This is a genomic window from Shewanella gelidimarina (assembly GCF_023283945.1).
Classification (GTDB): Bacteria; Pseudomonadota; Gammaproteobacteria; order Enterobacterales; family Shewanellaceae; genus Shewanella; species Shewanella gelidimarina.
Genome location: NZ_JAKIKW010000018.1, coordinates 78,812 through 96,467, shown reverse-complemented (window position 1 = coordinate 96,467; position 17,656 = coordinate 78,812). Strand labels below are relative to the sequence as shown.

Sequence of the window (17,656 nt, the reverse complement as noted above, 5' to 3'; positions counted from 1 at the left end):
AGAACAACGAGTGACGATCCGTAAAAAACCATCATTAGATGGTTTTTTCATTTTAAAGGGTTAACGATTAGCATCGTTAAGGTGATAACCGGCCGCAAACTATCGCGGTGTTATAATGCTTGTTGTCGCTGCTGTTGCTTTATTGCGCATAGGCAATCTTTACCTCTTAAAGCAGGGCAACTCTTACAAGGGTTTGCTTTATAGGGATGATAAAATACATTAGCACTGTTAAGGCTTAGCTTGTCTATTAATCTGAGTGATGTAAAAGCACCATTATCATTGGCACTATGCAGTTTGGTATAGGCAATAGCAGTTTGTGGTACAGCACTGATGTTGGTTAGCTTCGCTTGGTATTTGAGTGTTTTTAGCTGATATTTATTGATTTTGGCTGAGCGTTTATTCACGGAAATCTCGTGCTTAATGCAATCTATTTCAGTTAAAGACAGATAGAAATTCAGCTTATGCTGCGACTTTGCCAGCTTATGTTGGTATTTTTGCTGATAACTGCAGTGCTTTTCGCCCATAACAACTCACTCTTTAAATCAAGTGTCTGCATTGTAAATGAAAATCGTTATCAATTAAAGTGTGTTAGTTAAACTAGGGGCTGTTGATCTTTCACGGTTGTTTTTGCCGCAGTTTATTGGCTATTTTGACAAGGCGGAGGCTATGTCGTTTAGTTATTCTCCACAAATAGCCTACAACACAGTAAAAATAGCCAAGAAGCGCGGCCCTTAGGGTTCGTTTCAATGCTTTTATTACTGCGTTACCAGCTTTTCGCTTAGCCAGCTAAGCATCATCGCTCAAGCCTTGTACTAAAATCATTGAATTCGAACAAAAACTAAGCTCGAAAGATCAACAGCCCCTAGCAGTATGGGTTTTGCTCTGCATCAATTAAGGTCAGTAGCAGCCTTAATTCAAATTCTAATTGATGGTAGTCACCATCCATGTGGCAGCATAGCTGGTAGAAGGCTTTGTTATGATCTTTCTCTTTCAAGTGTGCAAGTTCATGTACCACGACCATTCTAAGTAAACCTTCCGGCACCTTTTTCAAACGAGAGGAAATACGTATCTCATTTTTCGCCTTAATCTTGGCACCTTGCTTACGGGCAACGTAAGAGTGTAGACCCAATGCTTGATGGCTAAGCGATATTTTATCGTCAAAAATAACTTTAGATAAGGGTTGTGACTTGCGCAAATACTGGTTTTTGATGGCGATGGTGTATTCATACAGCGCTTTATCTGTTCTCACAGTGTGTATTTCAGGATGTCTTTTGAGTAAAAATTCTCCCAATTTCCCCTGAGATAATAAAGTTTGTACTTGCTGCTGGATCTCGGCTTGGTAGCCATTTAGGTAGGTTAATGTTTGCATAATTACTATCAGTTTTTAGGGACAGCCGCTTTTTAAGCAGCTTATCTTCATTTACTGAAGATTAATGTCCCTAGTACTATGTCCTCAACGACTGATTAGTCTTCTTCTCTTTTGAAGATAGTGCAGTTGTGAGATGCATAAGCAGCATCAAAAGCATTTCGTTGAAAACGCTTTAGGTCTAGTCCTTCAAAGTCAACTTGTGGCGGGTTACGCTTTAGCTGTGCTTTAATGGTGACTGGAGAAATAAACGTCACTGGAACGCCAATCACTTGAATCACGGCTTCGAGCTTAAAGCTCGTGACGCTACCAGCGCCTTTACCTTTTTGCTCTCGCTCAATGATGACGACTTCATCTACACGGTAGTCTTCTAAAAGTTTACTAAATGCAAAGTGAAACTCACGAATATCGTCCGTTTGTGCTGAGTTTGAAATAGCGAATGATTTCTGACGGCAATCAGGCACATTGTAGGTTTCGCCTTCATAACTTAATAAACTGATGATGGCTTCGCCACCTTTTAACTCTACGCCACAAACTTTCATGATAAACCTTCGAAATAACAATATTGCGCATATTGTAGCGTTATTTTTGTCACTGGTCAGCGTTTAGCGCTAGCAATTGAAAATAAATTTACTTTTGCTGTACGACTTTCCAGCAAAGTTAATCGTAAGTGAAATACCTAAGGGCCAGATTCGGTCTTATATATACCCAAGCTTCTGAAACGAGCATTCTCAGGTCGTTTGGCGATACAGAAGACACAGTAACTCTCGTATAGGGAAAGAGGAGGTAGCGATGACATTAGCATTTAAATTAACGACACTTTTATTGAGCTTGGTATTGGTGGGCTGCACAAGTTTAGGCGGGGAACCTACTTTTCAAGACAAAGGGGTCGCGGCAAATGGTTACGATGTGGTGGCGTATTTTACCGAGGGCAAACCCGTTAAAGGCAAAGTGCAATATGTTAGTCATTACAACAATGTACAGTGGCTTTTCAGCAGCAAGCAACACAGAATAATGTTCGAACAAGATCAGCAACAGTATGTGCCTCAGTACGGTGGGTATTGCGCTTACGGTATGTCAAAAGGATTTGTGGTGGATACTGACCCAAACGCATTCACAATATTGGAGAATAAACTCTACTTGAACTACAGCCTTGGCGTGAGAGAAACTTGGCTTAAAGAGACTGAGCTGTATATTGCGCGAGCAGATCAGCATTGGTTAGATAAAATACACCCATAAAAAAATCGCGATGATAGATAACTATCATCGCGATTTTTATTACAGCGGTTCAAAATAAAGCTGTAGCTTAATCTTCTGGGGTGTCTTGTAGCTTAGATTTAGGTTTTCTAAGCATAGGGGCATCACCGATATCAACACCCGTTGCAAAGCGTCTATCGCGGTTAGCGGTTGCTTTTGCCGCTGACTTTCTCTTTGCTGTGGTGGCTTTTTGCTTAGCGGCGGCAGGTTTAGCTTTGCTCTTGCTCTGCGGCTTGGCTTTTAAACCAGTGAACTTACCTTTCAATCCTTCAAGCTCGCTAAAGCTAAACTTCTTGTTTAAGAAAGTTTGTACTTGAGTAAAGTTAACCCAATCTTTAGGACCGACGAGTGAAACAGCGTCCCCTTTAGCGCCTGCACGGCCTGTACGACCAATGCGGTGTACATATTCTTCAGCAAATTTTGGCATATCAAAGTTGATCACTAATGATACGTTGAGTAGATCTAGACCACGAGAAGCAACATCGGTAGTGACCAATATTTGCTGCAAACCGCGGCTAAACTCATCCATGATTTGATTACGAGCGGTTTGCTTTAACTCACCACTGAGTGATGCCGTTTTAAAACCTTCTTCAGCAAGTTTTATAGCGAGGCGCTCTGTATCGGATCTTGTCGCAGTAAAGATGATGATCTGCTTTTGCTGCTCATCTTTTAAGATCCGCGATAGTAGTGCTTCTTTATGATCAAGATGATCACATAAGAATATACGTTGAGTAATGTCTTTGTGCTCTAAATTACCCGCACCAATAGAGACATGTTCCGGTGTTTTAAGCAGCTCTGCAGCAATTTCATTGACATCGCCATGATCAAGCGTGGCGGAAAACATCAATGTTTGACGACGCTTATGATCTGCTGCATTGTTAATTTGCTTAAGTTGTTCAGCAAAGCCTAAATCTAACATACGATCGGCTTCATCTAATATGAGCAACTCAAGCCCATTAAGGTGCAAGTGATGTTGCTTAAGATGATCAGCTAAACGACCTGGCGTTGCCACAACAAAGTGTGGATCACGAGCAAGTGCTTTTGCTTGGTCGTTAAAGTTTTCACCGCCTAGAATTTTGGTGGCTTTATATTGGGTGTTGGCGACTAGTAAACGCAGTTGGCTATAGACTTGGGTAGCAAGCTCTCGAGTCGGTAGCAAAATAACAACGCGTGGATCGCGCTTACTCAATGCTCTACACGAAATCATCCTTTGCATCGCAGGTAGCAAGAACGCCAAGGTTTTGCCTGAACCTGTTTTAGATGATGCCATTATATCTTTGCCTGCAAGGGCAATAGGGATGGCTTGTTCCTGGATCTCTGTTGGGGTGTCTATACCCATGTGCTTTAACGTTTGTAAAAGACGTTGATCCAGTGAAAAATCGGTGAATGGCAAAGGTGAACTCCTTAAATAATCTGACCGAGTATTATAGCCTAGATAGATAGAGCAGGGCTACGATTAGCCATTAAGTTTATGCCAAAGCGGTCGAAATAGGCGGGTGGCAAGCTGAATATGGATGCACAACACGATAGAGTTCACTAAGTAAGATTAAATCAGTTTAAAATTGGCGGCCGTAATACCGTAACATAGCGCCGTATTACAAAAGAGTCACTCGATCTTAATTAGCTTGTAGGAGTCGCAACGCGTGTCGGATAATAAAAATTCAGTTAAAATTGGACTTGCTTTAGGCAGCGGTGCCGCTAAAGGTTGGGCGCATATTGGGGTGCTCAATGGGTTGGCTAAAATGGGTGTCTATCCCGACAAAATTGCTGGCTGCTCTATCGGCGCAGTCGTGGGGGCTGCCTATGCTAATGATCATCTTGATGAGCTAGAAACCTGGGTGAGAAGTTTTAGCAGCTGGGACGTATTAGGTTTGATGGATCTGAGCTGGCGAAAAGGCGGGCTGATTGGCGGCGAAAAAGTGTTTGATGTGTTGCAAAAACGGATGGGCGACATGCAGATCGAAGATCTTAAAAAACCCTTCACCGCGGTAGCAACTGATCTCTATTCCGGTCAAGAAATTTGGTTTACCGAAGGTGATCTACGCCATGCAGTGCGTGCTTCATGTTCTATGCCTGGTATTTTACCGCCAGTCAAAGTGGCCGATCGCTGGCTGGTGGATGGCGCGGTGGTGAATCCTGTTCCAGTATCAGTAAGCCGAGCAATGGGTGTTGATATTGTTATTGCGGTTGACCTTCACGGGCTTCGCCGTGGGCGTATGCAAGTGTTGCCAGTCAACATGAAAAGTAATAAGCCGACAAACCAAGAAGTTGCGGAAGCAGAGAAGCATCAAGAATTGGGCTTTACCGATCTGCTTGCGCGCGGAAGAGATTATATTACCGGCTTAACGGATAAGTTTTCTCCTAGTAACAAAACAGGCGGTCATATTAATCCCAATCCCGGTATGCTGGCGGTGATGTCACAGTCGATGGAAATACTAGAACAGCGCCATAAGCGGGCGAGACTAATGGGCGATCCACCAGATATTTGTATCGTGCCAGATCTTGGTGATATCGGTACTATGGAGTTTCATCGCGCGGAGGAAGCTATTGCGGCAGGTGAAGCGGCAGTGGAGCAAGTAGCACACCTTATTGAAGCTGCATTGGCACCATACCGTTAAATAATCTTAACTTGGTTGTAATAAAAGGGCCAAAAGGCCCTTTTATGTCACTGTTTTTCAGTGTGATATTAACGCATGAAGTATGCTGGTTTCTTAACGAATTAAGCCAGTTTTACAATCATCTTGCCGCGGTTTTTACCTTCAAATAGACCGATAAAGGCATCTGGCGCACTTGATAACCCTTCATAAATAGTCTGCTCTGCTGTCACTTTTCCTTCAGCTAACCATTGGCCCATTTGCTTAGCGAACTCTGGATAATGAGCCCAGTGTTCAAACACAATGAAACCTTCTATTTTTAGCTTCTTCATTATGATCAATGCTAAATTGCTTGGTCCTGGGGTGGGTACGGTATCGTTGTATTGTGAAATCATTCCACACACGGCAATACGGCCATGGTCTTTCATATTGTTTAATGCGGCCGTTAGATGCTCGCCACCCACATTTTCAAAATAGACATCGATACCCTCTGGTGCCGCTGCCGCCAATGCAGTGCTTAAATCACCACAGGTCTTGTAGTTGATCACCGCATCAACACCTAATGATTTGATATGCTCAGCTTTTTCATCTGAGCCTACTGATGCAATAACTCGTGCGCCCATTAATTTACCAATCTGCACCGCGATACTGCCAACAGCCCCAGATGCGGCAGAGACAAATAACGTTTCTCCCGATTTTAATTCTGCAATGCGGTTAAGACCTGTCCAAGCGGTCATGCCCGGCATACCGAGGACACCTAGAAAGTGTGATTCGTTGATAGGAGTTTGCGGTAGGCGGGTTATTTCTGTGCCATCGCTAACATAATGGCTGCGCCAACCGTGCATGCTATTAACCATGCTGCCAACAGGAAATTCAACATTGTTAGATTCAATGATTTCGCCAACAGCACCACCTTCTAATACGGCCCCTATTTGAAAAGGAGCGATGTAGCTCTTTCTATCAACCATGCGACCACGCATGTAGGGGTCAACCGACATCCATGAATTTTTGACAAGAAAATCACCCTCTTTAATGGCCGGTAAAGTCACTTCTACTTCGGTAAAGTTACTGGCGTTAGGTAACCCTTCAGGACGAGATTTTAGTTGAATTTGCTTAGCGTTCATAATGAGCCTTTATTTTTGTTTGTGCGCAAAGTAATTGTCTGCATCATAACTAACCGCCAAAACTTATGCAAATACTTTGTGCGCAAAATAACTCTGCGCAAAATAAAATGCGATCAGCTAGTTTTGTTAAGGGGAGTCAGGTAAAATTGTAGTACTTAATAAAGATAGTGAAGGTCGAAGTGAAAAACAAAGTGTCAAATAATGATACCGAAGCATGTCTGTCGGATAATGTTTGTTTTGCTCTGTATACCGCAGGGAACGCACTTATGCGCGCTTACCGCCCTTTATTGGATCAGTATGAACTCACTTATCCGCAGTATCTGGTGATGCAAGCATTGTGGCTACAAGATAGAGCAAGCATGACCCAGCTGTCGCGCGCGACTCGTCTGGATATGGGCACATTGACGCCCATCGTTAAGCGTTTAGAGAGCAAGTTATTTTTACAACGCTTGGCTGATGAAACCGATGAGCGTAAAAAAGTTATCGCACTTACCAAAGCGGGCTTCGCTCTGCAAGCCGATGCGCTTGCACAAAAAAATACCTTGCTTGAAAAAGTCAGCATGAGTGAGCAAGATATTGAATCATTGCGTACACTTTGCTTGACCTTAACCGCGGAATTGAACCAAAAGTAAGCAGTCAATTTTATCATCAAAAAAACGGCACGTTTCCTGCTTTAGTTACACTATGACTAAATCAGTGCCGAATTTTTGACGATGAACCCACTTAGTAGTATCAATAACCCTGTAAATAGCGGCGCAGTGCTGGCAGATGCATATGGTGTGTCAGGCACTAAAGCGGGAGTCGGTAGCGCTACAGGCATCCAAGGCATAAATACTGACGCATCAGCTTCATCAACAAATACCGTCACTAAAGATGATCATGGCTTAGTGTTATCTGGCCGCGCTGAGCGGGCGCAGAAAATAGAAGCCATGGCGAAAGACTTCTTTCAAGATGGCAGTTTCAGCTCTGAAAAATTGCCCAGCCTTATTCAGCGGCTCTACAAAGACGGTATTTTGTCCGATGGGCAACTGAACCGTCTAACGAATAGTGGCTTTGATATTCCGCCCACAGAAGCACAGTCATTAGCTGATTTTATTGACGAACAGCGCGCGACGCTAACTAACAGTGATGAAGATAGAGATCTGGCAGGGACGTTAGATGAAGCAAAATGGGTTATGCGCACGATGGATTCAATTCAATCTCCTGCCATTGCACAAAAAGCGAATCGCGTTGCCACGGATATTACTGCTTTGCTAGGGTCTGACCGAACACTCACTGATCAACAGAAGCATCAATATCAGGGCATAAAGTCTTTGATGCAGTTGGCCTCAATGACAGGTGAGCATCAACAAGCATCGGGTCAGTTGAACAGTTATTTGGCACTCGCAAAACAGCATTAATGTCGTTGGTTATTAGTTAACCTCTTGCAGATTGTTTTGATGGCTTCACTGGTTAAAAGTTGAGGTCGTCATTAGTAGCGTTAACCCCATTAACAGTAACATCCGCTCGTTAACACCGCATAAATCGGTTGTCGCTTACTCATATTAGTCAAATACCAGCAGCCTCAACAGAGCGTTAAAAATAGGCAACGAAGGTGCTTGTTTATTTATCCACAATTTATCCCTATTTTATACTGCCACTAGCTCGCTTATAGGCCATCGTCAAGGGCATATTTTTAGATAAGCGTGATCGTTCCCAGTTATTTTTTCTTATTATCTTCGTTGTTTAAAATAATGATCTGGATCAAAGTACTTCTCGTCTTTTTATAGCTTAATGCGCTACATATTGTGATTTAGAATAAAAGTGCCACTATATGTAGTGTTGCTTGTCGATGATGTAGAAGAGGAATTATACAATGCCAGTGGTTATTAAACGGGATGGTTACCGTACGCCTTTTGACGAAACAAGGATTAGAGACGCAGTGATAGCAGCTGCTAACTCGGCAGGTATTGATGACACCGCTTATGCAGAATCTGTCGCGAGACAAGCAGCCGATTCGGTGGCGACATTAGATGAGATAAATATCCACGCTCTTCAAGATGCCGTGGAAAACTTGTTGATGGAAGGGCCATACAAATCATTAGCGCGAGTCTACATTGAATATCGCCATGATAGAGATGTTAATCGTGAAGTCAGTAGCAGACTAAATCAAGAGATCCGTGGCTTAGTTGAGCAGAGCAATGCGGCGCTATTGAACGAAAACGCTAACAAAGATTCAAAAGTGATCCCCACTCAACGTGATCTGTTGGCGGGTATTGTTGCTAAGCATTATGCCAAATGCCACATCTTGCCAAAAGATGTCGTTGCAGCCCACGAGTCAGGTGAGATTCACTACCATGATTTAGACTACGCGCCATTCTTCCCGATGTTCAATTGTATGTTGATTGATCTTAGTGGCATGTTGACCGAAGGCTTCAAAATGGGCAATGCGGAGATTGAAACGCCTAAATCAATTTCGACAGCGACTGCCGTGACAGCACAGATCATTGCGCAGGTTGCCAGCCACATTTATGGCGGCACCACGATTAACCGTATTGATGAGGTGCTAGCGCCATTTGTCACCAAAAGCTATAACAAACATTACCAAGTCGCGCTGACGTGGGGGATTACAGATGCCAAAGCATTTGCTATCTCATTGACTGAAAAAGAGTGCCATGACGCATTTCAGTCGCTTGAATATGAAGTCAATACACTGCATACCGCCAATGGCCAAACACCTTTTGTGACTTTTGGTTTTGGTTTAGGGACCTCTTGGGAATCTCGCCTGATCCAACAGTCAATGATGCAAGTGCGTATTGCTGGTTTAGGTAAAAACCGTAAGACAGCGGTTTTTCCTAAGTTAGTTTTTGCTATTCGTGATGGTATTAACCATAAAACGGGTGACTGTAACTACGATATTAAACAGCTGGCATTGAAGTGTGCAACAACACGTATGTACCCTGATATTCTTAACTATGAGCAGGTTGAAAAGGTGACCGGTTCGTTCAAAACGCCAATGGGTTGCCGTAGCTTCCTCGGGACTTTTGAGGAAAACGGAGAACTGGTACATGAAGGGCGTAACAACCTTGGTGTCGTCAGTTTGAATTTGCCGCGCGTTGCACTTGAAGCACATGGCGATGAAGCTGAATTTTACCGCATCTTGGATGAGCGTTTACTCATTGCCCGTAAAGCATTAGATACTCGTATCGCTCGTTTAGACGGCGTTAAAGCGCGTGTTGCACCGATCCTGTATATGGAAGGTGCATGTGGCGTACGACTACGTGCAGATGATGATGTCTCTGAGATCTTCAAGAATGGCCGCGCGTCAATTTCTCTCGGATACATTGGTTTGCATGAAACCATCAATGCACTTTACGGCAGCGAAACACATGTTTACGACAGTGCTCAACTGCGCGAAAAAGCGGTAGCAGTGATCAAGTACCTAAAAGCTGCCACCGACGCATGGAAAGCAGAGACAGGTTACGGCTTTAGTCTTTACAGCACGCCAAGTGAAAACTTGTGTAGTCGTTTTTGTAATCTAGATGCAAAAGCCTTCGGAGTTGTTGAAGGCGTGACATCTAAAGGGTATTACACCAATAGTTTCCATTTAGATGTTGAAAAGCAAGTTAACCCATACGATAAGATAGATTTTGAGCAACCTTATCCAGAGATCGCCAATGGCGGGTTTATCTGTTATGGCGAGTTTCCTAACATGCAAAACAATGTTGAAGCATTGGAAGATGTTTGGGATTACAGCTATTCAAGAGTGCCTTATTACGGCACCAATACGCCGATAGATGAGTGTTATGACTGTGGCTTTACCGGTGAATTTGGGTGTACGAGTAAAGGGTTTACTTGCCCTAAATGTGGTAACCACGAGCCAAGCCGAGTGTCGGTAACTCGTCGCGTATGTGGCTACCTAGGTAGCCCAGATGCAAGACCATTTAACTATGGTAAGCAAGAAGAGGTTAAGCGCCGAATTAAGCACCTTTAATTTAAGGCCTGCGAGAACGAAACGAGGTGCCGTCATTGGCACCTTTTTGTTAAGGAAGAGTTTATTATGCACTATCATCAATATTATCAGACCGATGTGCTTAACGGCCCAGGGACTCGAGCAACACTGTTTGTCTCAGGTTGTGAGCATCAATGCCGCGGCTGCTATAATCAATCGACGTGGAATCCGTGTTCTGGCCATCAGTTTGATGAGCCAATGATGCAGACCATTATTGATGACCTAAATGATACTCGTATAAAAAGACGAGGGCTTTCCCTGTCTGGTGGTGATCCACTTTTCCCTGGCAATGTCGCAGAAATTTTAAAACTGGTTAAACGGGTGAAATCTCAATGTCCAGGTAAAGATATTTGGCTGTGGACGGGCTATTTACTCGAACAATTAACCATAGAACAACAAGCGGTGGTTGATCTGGTCAATGTGGTTGTTGATGGCAAATTCGAACAATCATTTGCTGATCCAAGTTTAGTTTTTCGAGGCAGTAGTAACCAAGTGATCCATTATCTAAGATAAGCTAAGCATAAACCTAGGTAATATTGCGCTATATGCTGTTATAATGAGGCAATAATGACAAACAGCATCAATTACTTTTTTTGAGGCTGTTTTTGTTTCTAAATATGTTATTTAGATTTGAATTTAAGGTTTGTAAATGAATTTAAAGCAGGAGCTGCAAACGCTCAACGATAAGCTCGATAAATTTGGTCGTAAGTTGGCAGCAGCTGAAAAGCGCGAAGATCCAGGGATCATTATCCAGTTTAAACGTGAGATTGCCACTTTAACGAAGCGTATTGCTAACGTTAAAAAGCAGCAAAATCGTGAGCTAGGCAAAGAAGGATCAACGGTTAAAGATCTTAAATTTAGTCGTGTACTGACTAAAGAAGAGCAAGCTGACATGGGCAAACTGAAGAAGTCAGTTAAAGGATTAGTGGTTATTCACCCTATGACTGCACTTGGTCGTGAAATGGGTATAAAGCAAGTTACTGGTTTTGCAGCGAAAGAATTTTAAGCAAACAGTAAGCTAATTTATTCATTTAGTGAGCCGCTTCAAGTTTATGTTTGAGCGCGCAGCTTATGCTGCGCTATCACGCTCGTATAGTGCTAATTGATTAGCTAGAAATGGTTGGTTTTTACACTTTTGCAGCGCTCGACGTTAGTTTTCATCCACATTAATATCTTTATCAGGATTCTCTGCAGTCTTAGGGAATGAGAGTAGTCGTTAAGGTTTTATCATGTCGATTAAATATATCGCGTCTTCAAAATTGCCAACACCTTGGGGTGTTTTTGAAATGCACGGCTTTGAAGATAGCGAGACAGGTAAAGAGCACGTTGCGCTTACATTGGGCGTATTTGATGCCGAAAGTCCTATTTTAGGTCGTATTCATTCCGAGTGTTTAACCGGTGATGCGCTTTTCAGTTTACGTTGTGATTGTGGTTTTCAGCTGCAAACAGCGATGCAAAATATTGCTGAAGTAGGTCAGGGCTTTATCCTCTATCTACGCCAAGAAGGGCGTGGTATTGGGTTGCTGAATAAAATCAGAGCCTATGAGTTACAAGATCAAGGAGCAAATACTGTAGAGGCTAATGAGCGTCTAGGTTTTGCTGCAGATATGCGTAAATATGACATGATTATTCCAATGATGGAACAAATCGGTGTCAGCAAGGTTAGATTGATGACCAATAACCCGAGAAAAGTAAAAGCGATGGAAAGCTTTGGCTTAGAGGTTGTTGAGCGTGTCCCGCTTCAAGTCGGTAAGAACCGTTATAACGAAGCTTACCTTAAGACCAAGTCGACAGAATTAGGTCATATGATGTCAGAGTATCATTTTACCGAGGAAGATAAAGACTAGGCAGCAATTATTAACCGTGGATTTTCCTTGGTTATACCGCTATATTCAGGGCTATCAATTAGAGACCAGTTAAGTTTACATTTAATTTATGGCCCTTTCGCGTTACCTTTCAATTCTACTGATTCTTTTTGTCCTGCCAGCCAATGCTGAAAAGGACTACAGCCATTATGCATTTGCTAATTATTTAGGAAGCGGTGTTTACCGAACTTCTGGGCAAAATGCGACGGTTATCAATATCCCTTTAAGCTTTGACCTTCAGCGAACAGAAACTGAATCCTTAGTGCTACGCACGCCATTATCACTCGGTTTTTACAACTTTACTTGGAGTGATATTCCTGATGGTGACTTTCCAAGCAGTGTTGGCACCGCCACTTTTACCCCTGGCATAGAATATCGAATAAACACCTCTGAGACCCATGAGTTTCAGTCATATGTAGACTTAGGTGTTGGTACGAACACCACCAATGGCAATGACGTGATTATCTACTCAGCAGGGATGTCGAGCTTACTTGATTTTGAGCTTAAGGATACAAAACCCGTTTGGGTTAATCGTATATTCTTTGCCGGCTATCGTAGTCTTGATGACGCCCCCAATGAAACTTATTCAGCGATTCAATCTGGTGTGGATATTGGCACTAATTTTCATTTTCAAGTCGCTGACATTGGCATTGAGCCAAGACTATTTGTGGCAGGTTACTGGTACTTTGACAAACTTAGGTTTGTGACGCCTTTTGAGGAAGATGTTTTGGTGACCAACAGTTTTGAAGCTGGGATAACCTTGGCTTTTTCAAAACCGGTCGGATGGGATCTGTTTAATATGAGCCGGTTTGGAGTTAGTTATCGTACTGGTGATGGGGTACAGGTTTGGCGACTTATATTTGATTTTCCGATATAGCGGGAAATCTCACAGCACTAAAAAAGGCTTAACAACTTTGATTGTTAAGCCTTTTTTAATGGTGGATATTATATCAATACTATTTACCCCAGATGTTGGCATTTATCTGAGTGTCATCATTCGAATCTTTGCTTGGTTTATCAATCGCTTTGTTATTCGCGGTGCGCAGTGTTTTATCACTGGCTTGATAGCCGTCATCCCTTGGCTTTCTTGCTGGCAAAGGTAATTTATTCGTCTTAAGATAAAGGTATTCCACTTTCTCTCTTGCCCAGAGGGTTTTACGCAGAAATCTTAGACTCGACTTGATACTTGGATCATGTTTGAAGCAGCGCACATCAATGCGGTCCCCAAGCTCTTCCCAGCCATAACGCTCGACTAGTTCAGTAAGTAAGGTTTCTAGCTTGATACCGTGTAATGGGTTGTTTGCTTGTGTCATGATTACGTTCATTGCAGATACTATTGAAGTAATTATACCAGTTAAATTACCAAAAATGTCAGCTCAATGCAGAGCAAAAAAAAGAGAGCCCTTAAGGCTCTCCTAAAACACGTTTAAAATGAGTCGAAGATTATTGGAAACTCAACTCCCAAGAGTTGATTGTTCCTGTATCACGTCGAGCACTGTCAACGGCTTTCAGTTCCCAATTACCCACTGAATCAGCGCCAGACATATCGACGGTGTAAGTCTTAACAATGTCGTTAGCACTGCCGCCAGTATTATCGTGTAATATCGCCACTTGACCTGTAGGGCTATGTAACTCTACTTGTAAGTCGCCGATGTAAGTATGGCTAATGTTAACCTTGATGGTCACAGTGCCTGAATCACCTGTTCGAGCTGCTGCAATGACACTGGTGATACCTGCGCTGCTATTATCAGGGATACTGTAGCTGGTGTTGTTAGTGTATGTTGCTGGACCACCGGTTTCGCCGCCCGTTCCCCCACCAGTATCTTCGGTAAAGTTCGCAACAAGGTTTACACCACTAAATGCGCTATAGCCTTGGACCATGACGTAGTATGTGCCAGTTTGTGCTGTAGCGATTGGGCATGATTCAGCATTTCCGCCTTTCCATGGACGACAATCATAACCACCGGTAGCTGTAGTGGGTGCTGCGCCATAATTTACATAAAGGTCAGCATCACCCGTACCCCCGCTCATGGTAAAGCTTAAATCGGTCGCACCAGCAGGCACATCGATAGAGTAATGTAACTCATCACTCGCTGCACCCGTAAGGTTTGACTGGGCTACACCATTCACCAATACATTGTCGCCACCGCCTGTACCGGGATCAGTAGGGCCTGAGCATGATTCATCTAGGTATGCTTTTGCCGCAACCGCGTTGATTAAGCCGTAACCGGTGTTATTGTCACGACCCGCCGTTTGAAGATCTTCCGCTGTGACATTGAGTGCCGAGCGAATTTGCGCTGCACTACACTCTGTGTGATGACTCCAGACTAATGTTGCAACACCAGAAACATGTGGTGTTGCCATAGAAGTACCATTGTAATACTCGTAATCTTCGTTATCGGTATTTGCAACGGTAACGGATGCGCCTACCTGATTGCGTAAGGCAAGGCCTGTAGCGCGATCAACTGATACTGAGACAATGGGTGCTTCATTATTACTGTCGACCAAGAATGGGTTTTGCAGCCCCGGCAGTGCGCTATTACTGTAAACGATTGTTGCGCTAGCACCCGCGGCTTCACAGGCTTTTACTGCGTCAATTTCAGGATAGCTTGAACCTTGGTTTCCAACACGCTCAACTAAACACACTTTGTTGCTCATGTTGCCACAGTTGAAGTTACTGCCGCTGACTGAACACTCCGCTAATGTACCTGTCGCGCTACCAATCAGCGGAGACCCCACGTGACTCGTGCCAGATTGTACAAAACGATTATGAGGTACCACACCATTATCAAAGTATGATTGACCAGCAATAGTAATGTCAGCTAAGCGTCCTTCACCACGCGTTACTGTTGAAAGAATAGCTTCACCGGGTCCCGAAATTTCAACCTGATCCGTGAACTGTGAGAATGCCGCGTGATCTTTGTTGCTATCAACAGCAGCAACTGACATTACAGCGTCATATGATGCAGGGTAGCTGTGAGTGTTGTTACCATCATTACCTGCAGCAGCAATCAATAAAATGCCGTTAGCTTCGTGAGCCGCTAAGGCATTTTTCTCGGTGTTATTTGAGCTTGCCCCGCCTAAACTCATCGTCACAACATTAGCGCCATTGCTAACACAAGTATCTACAGCAGAGACTAAAGATGAAGAGTAGCCCCAACCTGCAGCATTAAAGACTTTGATAACATGAATATTGGCATTTTGATTTGGCATCACGCCAACAACACCTTCATTATTTGCAATGGCTGCAATTGTTCCTGCTACGTGAGTACCATGAGCGTTACCTGCTCCAGGTTCAAACCAGTTACCGGTACCTGAGTTATTTGTACCTGTGACATTATTGGCATTGAGATCGTTATGGCCACGGTCGTAGCCCGAGTCAATAATACAAATAGTACGATTACCCGCTTGGCTATCGCTTAGTGTGGTTGCACCAACGTAGGTTTGACCCCAAGGTGTGGTTTCGCTGAGTAGCCGACGTGGTACATCTTCTTCAACATAGTCTACATCTGCACGGAATCGAAGCGCTTGCAGATCTTTACCGTCTAACTTAACCGTATAACTATTACTGCGACCGATACGCTTCATCTCTTTTGCTGAGACGCTGTTAAGTGCGCGGAAGTGAGAAAAGACTTCGTTAGTTCTAGGTTCATATTGAGCATCATCAATGGCGTTAGTTGCGATTGAAAAGCCTGAGGCGGCCGCAGCCGTTTTGAACTTGACAATATAACGCTTTGGTAGCGGACTTTCGTTATTCAATGGTGATGCGTTACTGTGTAAACCAGGGTTGAAAGTAGGTGCTGCGCCGACACTTGCAGAGATCGAAAGTGCAAGTACAGACAGGCTAAGTGCTGTTGTTACTTTATTTTTTGTCATAACTGTCTTCCATGTTATTCAGGATATTATGTTGTTTCTTATAATGTTTACAGCAGACAATTATGTTTTGCCTTGCTGTGTGAACGAATGTATCTGCAGTTATTACAAATGTAAAATAAATGTTAAAAGCACTGTGGGCTTGAGCGGTGGTGTGGATAGATTTCGTTACTTGAATGGATATGCTTATTACTTAGCGATTAGTGACTATCGATGCTTTTTCTGTGATTTTATATTCTGTTGCGGGAGGGCGTGTAAATAATGGTATCTTGTATTCAATATGAGAGTGGGGAGTTATTTAAATCTTAACTGCCTGAAATAAATATAATTAAATGCTAATGTGATTTTAGTAATAACTTATTCTTATTTGGAATTAGCTTGTTTGGTTTAATTGTCTGTTAAGGTGTTTGCTGGTGGAGTGTATCTCCAAAAGTATGTGGTTTTTCAGTGTAAAGATCTGATTGTGTGATTGGAAAAGGTAAATGTAGCAAGAGCAGATGCTTATCAAACATAAAAGGCTGCAAATATGCAGCCGTACTATAGATTATTGAAGTTATTTTTGCTGCTGAATTAACGTCTGATAACCGCCACCATTATAGGTATTGGAATAACCAGCACTAATTAAAGCATCATTCGCAATACCACTACGACGGCCACTGCGGCAATAAAGTACTACAGCCTGATCTGTATCGATCTTTTTGTTGGCAAATACAGTCGCTATTTGCTCGAAGGGAATATTGATTGCGTTGGGTAAATGGCCCTCGGCAAACTCTTCAGCCGTTCTAACATCCACCACTAAGGCACCAGCCTCTATATTCTGCCAAGCCTGTTGTGCATTTTGATCTGCGGCAAGTGCTAGGTTGCTAACCATAAGTAATAAAGCACTGAATGTCATAAATTTAATGATGTTTGACAGTTTATATTGCAACTTAAGCGAGTGACTCATCAACATTCCTTAATATTGTTATTATTTGATGTGTATTGATGGTGTCTTAAATTGTTATTGAGGAGATTAGTGAGCCGATGATTCAAATCCGCTCACTATATTTCACTTGTTAATCAAAATAAAACAAACACCGAGGTTATTCATTTCTTGCCAATTGTGCCTCTGATTTGAAACCCAATTTTCGCAGCACAATTGCAGCAGGACAAAAACCAGTATAGGCACTTTGTAATAAATTTGCGCCTACAAATGCAGTAAGCCAGACGAAGTTGTGATTGACCCACAAGGTTAGTGCTAACGATAACAAGATCATCACACCGGCAAAAGCCATAATGGCACGTTCTGTAGACATATCGATTCCTCTCTTAAGTTATAGGGCTTGTTCGTAATCGTTCTAGGGGCAGTTGATCTTTCGAGCTTAGTTTTTGTTCGAATTCAATGCTTTTAGTACAAGGCTTGAGCGATGATGCTTAGCTGGCTAAGCGAAAAGCGCGTAACGCAGTAATAAAGCATTGAAACGAACCCGAAGGGCCGCGCTTCTTGGCTATTTTTACGGTGTTGTAGGCAATTTGTGGAGAATAACTAAACGACATAGCCTCCGCCTTGTCAAAATAGCCAATAAACTGCGGTAAAAACAACCGTG

Annotated in this window: 19 protein-coding genes; 9 read left to right on the top strand and 10 right to left on the bottom strand. The window is 43.0% G+C overall.

Going from position 1 to position 17,656, the window contains the following annotated elements; genetic code table 11:
• Positions 1-110: 110 nt before the first annotated feature.
• From L2729_RS15305 to L2729_RS15295, 3 genes are all read right to left on the bottom strand, one after another.
• Complete coding sequence (locus L2729_RS15305) at positions 111-524, bottom strand: hypothetical protein (protein ID WP_248989049.1); 414 nt, start codon at positions 522-524, stop codon at positions 111-113.
• 338 nt (positions 525-862) lie between these two features.
• On the bottom strand, positions 863-1,369 hold the full coding sequence (locus L2729_RS15300; protein WP_248989048.1) for a M48 metallopeptidase family protein: 507 nt from the start codon (positions 1,367-1,369) through the stop codon (positions 863-865).
• 95 nt (positions 1,370-1,464) lie between these two features.
• Positions 1,465-1,908 carry a DUF3010 family protein gene (locus L2729_RS15295; protein ID WP_248989047.1) on the bottom strand — a complete coding sequence of 148 codons (444 nt, stop codon included), beginning with the start codon at positions 1,906-1,908 and terminating at the stop codon, positions 1,465-1,467.
• 250 nt (positions 1,909-2,158) lie between these two features.
• On the opposite strand from L2729_RS15295, the gene L2729_RS15290 reads away from it, so the two are divergent.
• On the top strand, positions 2,159-2,605 hold the full coding sequence (locus L2729_RS15290) for a YHS domain-containing (seleno)protein (protein ID WP_248989046.1): 447 nt from the start codon (positions 2,159-2,161) through the stop codon (positions 2,603-2,605).
• A 67-nt stretch (positions 2,606-2,672) separates the two neighbouring features.
• Here L2729_RS15290 and L2729_RS15285 read toward each other — a convergent pair whose 3' ends face one another.
• Positions 2,673-4,016, bottom strand: a complete 1,344-nt coding sequence (locus tag L2729_RS15285; RefSeq protein ID WP_248989045.1) for a DEAD/DEAH box helicase — start codon at positions 4,014-4,016, stop codon at positions 2,673-2,675.
• A gap of 250 nt (positions 4,017-4,266) precedes the next feature.
• Between L2729_RS15285 and rssA the strand changes: the two genes are divergently transcribed.
• The gene (rssA, locus tag L2729_RS15280; protein ID WP_248989044.1) at positions 4,267-5,241 is read left to right on the top strand and encodes a patatin-like phospholipase RssA; all 975 of its coding nucleotides are present in this window, start codon (positions 4,267-4,269) and stop codon (positions 5,239-5,241) included.
• Positions 5,242-5,342: 101 nt separating this feature from the next.
• Here the strand turns inward: rssA and L2729_RS15275 are convergent, their stop codons facing one another.
• Positions 5,343-6,341 (bottom strand): NADP-dependent oxidoreductase, encoded by a 999-nt coding sequence (locus L2729_RS15275; RefSeq protein ID WP_248989043.1) that lies wholly within the window; start codon positions 6,339-6,341, stop codon positions 5,343-5,345.
• A gap of 179 nt (positions 6,342-6,520) precedes the next feature.
• On the opposite strand from L2729_RS15275, the gene L2729_RS15270 reads away from it, so the two are divergent.
• The 7 genes from L2729_RS15270 to L2729_RS15240 all read left to right on the top strand — a co-directional run bounded on the left by L2729_RS15270 (position 6,521) and on the right by L2729_RS15240 (position 13,074).
• Positions 6,521-6,973, top strand: coding sequence for a MarR family winged helix-turn-helix transcriptional regulator (locus L2729_RS15270; RefSeq protein WP_248989042.1), 453 nt, complete (start codon positions 6,521-6,523; stop codon positions 6,971-6,973).
• A gap of 81 nt (positions 6,974-7,054) precedes the next feature.
• A complete protein-coding gene (locus tag L2729_RS15265; protein WP_248989041.1) occupies positions 7,055-7,741 on the top strand; it encodes a hypothetical protein in 687 nt (228 codons plus the stop codon).
• Between the two features lie 455 nt (positions 7,742-8,196).
• A complete protein-coding gene (gene nrdD / locus L2729_RS15260) occupies positions 8,197-10,314 on the top strand; it encodes an anaerobic ribonucleoside-triphosphate reductase (RefSeq protein ID WP_248989040.1) in 2,118 nt (705 codons plus the stop codon).
• Between the two features lie 66 nt (positions 10,315-10,380).
• A complete protein-coding gene (nrdG, locus tag L2729_RS15255) occupies positions 10,381-10,845 on the top strand; it encodes an anaerobic ribonucleoside-triphosphate reductase-activating protein (RefSeq protein ID WP_101089265.1) in 465 nt (154 codons plus the stop codon).
• A 136-nt stretch (positions 10,846-10,981) separates the two neighbouring features.
• On the top strand, positions 10,982-11,338 hold the full coding sequence (locus tag L2729_RS15250; RefSeq protein ID WP_248989039.1) for a YibL family ribosome-associated protein: 357 nt from the start codon (positions 10,982-10,984) through the stop codon (positions 11,336-11,338).
• 223 nt (positions 11,339-11,561) lie between these two features.
• A complete protein-coding gene (gene ribA, locus L2729_RS15245) occupies positions 11,562-12,179 on the top strand; it encodes a GTP cyclohydrolase II (protein WP_248989038.1) in 618 nt (205 codons plus the stop codon).
• A gap of 88 nt (positions 12,180-12,267) precedes the next feature.
• The gene (locus L2729_RS15240; RefSeq protein ID WP_248989037.1) at positions 12,268-13,074 is read left to right on the top strand and encodes a hypothetical protein; all 807 of its coding nucleotides are present in this window, start codon (positions 12,268-12,270) and stop codon (positions 13,072-13,074) included.
• Positions 13,075-13,153: 79 nt separating this feature from the next.
• Here L2729_RS15240 and L2729_RS15235 read toward each other — a convergent pair whose 3' ends face one another.
• The 5 genes from L2729_RS15235 to L2729_RS21725 form a co-directional block, all read right to left on the bottom strand.
• Positions 13,154-13,510: a VF530 family protein gene (locus tag L2729_RS15235; protein WP_248989036.1), complete on the bottom strand. Its 357-nt coding sequence runs from the start codon at positions 13,508-13,510 to the stop codon at positions 13,154-13,156.
• Positions 13,511-13,640: 130 nt separating this feature from the next.
• Positions 13,641-16,073, bottom strand: coding sequence for a S8 family serine peptidase (locus L2729_RS15230; protein WP_248989035.1), 2,433 nt, complete (start codon positions 16,071-16,073; stop codon positions 13,641-13,643).
• A 550-nt stretch (positions 16,074-16,623) separates the two neighbouring features.
• Positions 16,624-17,016 (bottom strand): rhodanese-like domain-containing protein, encoded by a 393-nt coding sequence (locus L2729_RS15225; RefSeq protein WP_248989034.1) that lies wholly within the window; start codon positions 17,014-17,016, stop codon positions 16,624-16,626.
• A gap of 136 nt (positions 17,017-17,152) precedes the next feature.
• A complete protein-coding gene (locus L2729_RS15220; RefSeq protein ID WP_101089258.1) occupies positions 17,153-17,365 on the bottom strand; it encodes a YgaP family membrane protein in 213 nt (70 codons plus the stop codon).
• A 118-nt stretch (positions 17,366-17,483) separates the two neighbouring features.
• Positions 17,484-17,606 carry a hypothetical protein gene (locus L2729_RS21725; protein WP_283104244.1) on the bottom strand — a complete coding sequence of 41 codons (123 nt, stop codon included), beginning with the start codon at positions 17,604-17,606 and terminating at the stop codon, positions 17,484-17,486.
• Between the last annotated feature and the right edge of the window lie 50 nt (positions 17,607-17,656).

Bases quoted from the DNA above. Each gene is read 5' to 3' on its own strand.
- L2729_RS15305 (WP_248989049.1), bottom strand. From the start codon at position 524: ATGGGCGAAAAGCACTGCAGTTATCAGCAAAAATACCAACATAAGCTG.
- L2729_RS15300 (WP_248989048.1), bottom strand. From the start codon at position 1,369: ATGCAAACATTAACCTACCTAAATGGCTACCAAGCCGAGATCCAGCAG.
- L2729_RS15295 (WP_248989047.1), bottom strand. From the start codon at position 1,908: ATGAAAGTTTGTGGCGTAGAGTTAAAAGGTGGCGAAGCCATCATCAGT.
- L2729_RS15290 (WP_248989046.1), top strand. From the start codon at position 2,159: ATGACATTAGCATTTAAATTAACGACACTTTTATTGAGCTTGGTATTG.
- L2729_RS15275 (WP_248989043.1), bottom strand. From the start codon at position 6,341: ATGAACGCTAAGCAAATTCAACTAAAATCTCGTCCTGAAGGGTTACCT.
- L2729_RS15265 (WP_248989041.1), top strand. From the start codon at position 7,055: ATGAACCCACTTAGTAGTATCAATAACCCTGTAAATAGCGGCGCAGTG.
- nrdD (WP_248989040.1), top strand. From the start codon at position 8,197: ATGCCAGTGGTTATTAAACGGGATGGTTACCGTACGCCTTTTGACGAA.
- nrdG (WP_101089265.1), top strand. From the start codon at position 10,381: ATGCACTATCATCAATATTATCAGACCGATGTGCTTAACGGCCCAGGG.
- L2729_RS15250 (WP_248989039.1), top strand. From the start codon at position 10,982: ATGAATTTAAAGCAGGAGCTGCAAACGCTCAACGATAAGCTCGATAAA.
- ribA (WP_248989038.1), top strand. From the start codon at position 11,562: ATGTCGATTAAATATATCGCGTCTTCAAAATTGCCAACACCTTGGGGT.
- L2729_RS15240 (WP_248989037.1), top strand. From the start codon at position 12,268: ATGGCCCTTTCGCGTTACCTTTCAATTCTACTGATTCTTTTTGTCCTG.
- L2729_RS15235 (WP_248989036.1), bottom strand. From the start codon at position 13,510: ATGACACAAGCAAACAACCCATTACACGGTATCAAGCTAGAAACCTTA.
- L2729_RS15230 (WP_248989035.1), bottom strand. From the start codon at position 16,073: ATGACAAAAAATAAAGTAACAACAGCACTTAGCCTGTCTGTACTTGCA.
- L2729_RS15225 (WP_248989034.1), bottom strand. From the start codon at position 17,016: ATGAGTCACTCGCTTAAGTTGCAATATAAACTGTCAAACATCATTAAA.
- L2729_RS15220 (WP_101089258.1), bottom strand. From the start codon at position 17,365: ATGTCTACAGAACGTGCCATTATGGCTTTTGCCGGTGTGATGATCTTG.
- L2729_RS21725 (WP_283104244.1), bottom strand. From the start codon at position 17,606: ATGTCGTTTAGTTATTCTCCACAAATTGCCTACAACACCGTAAAAATA.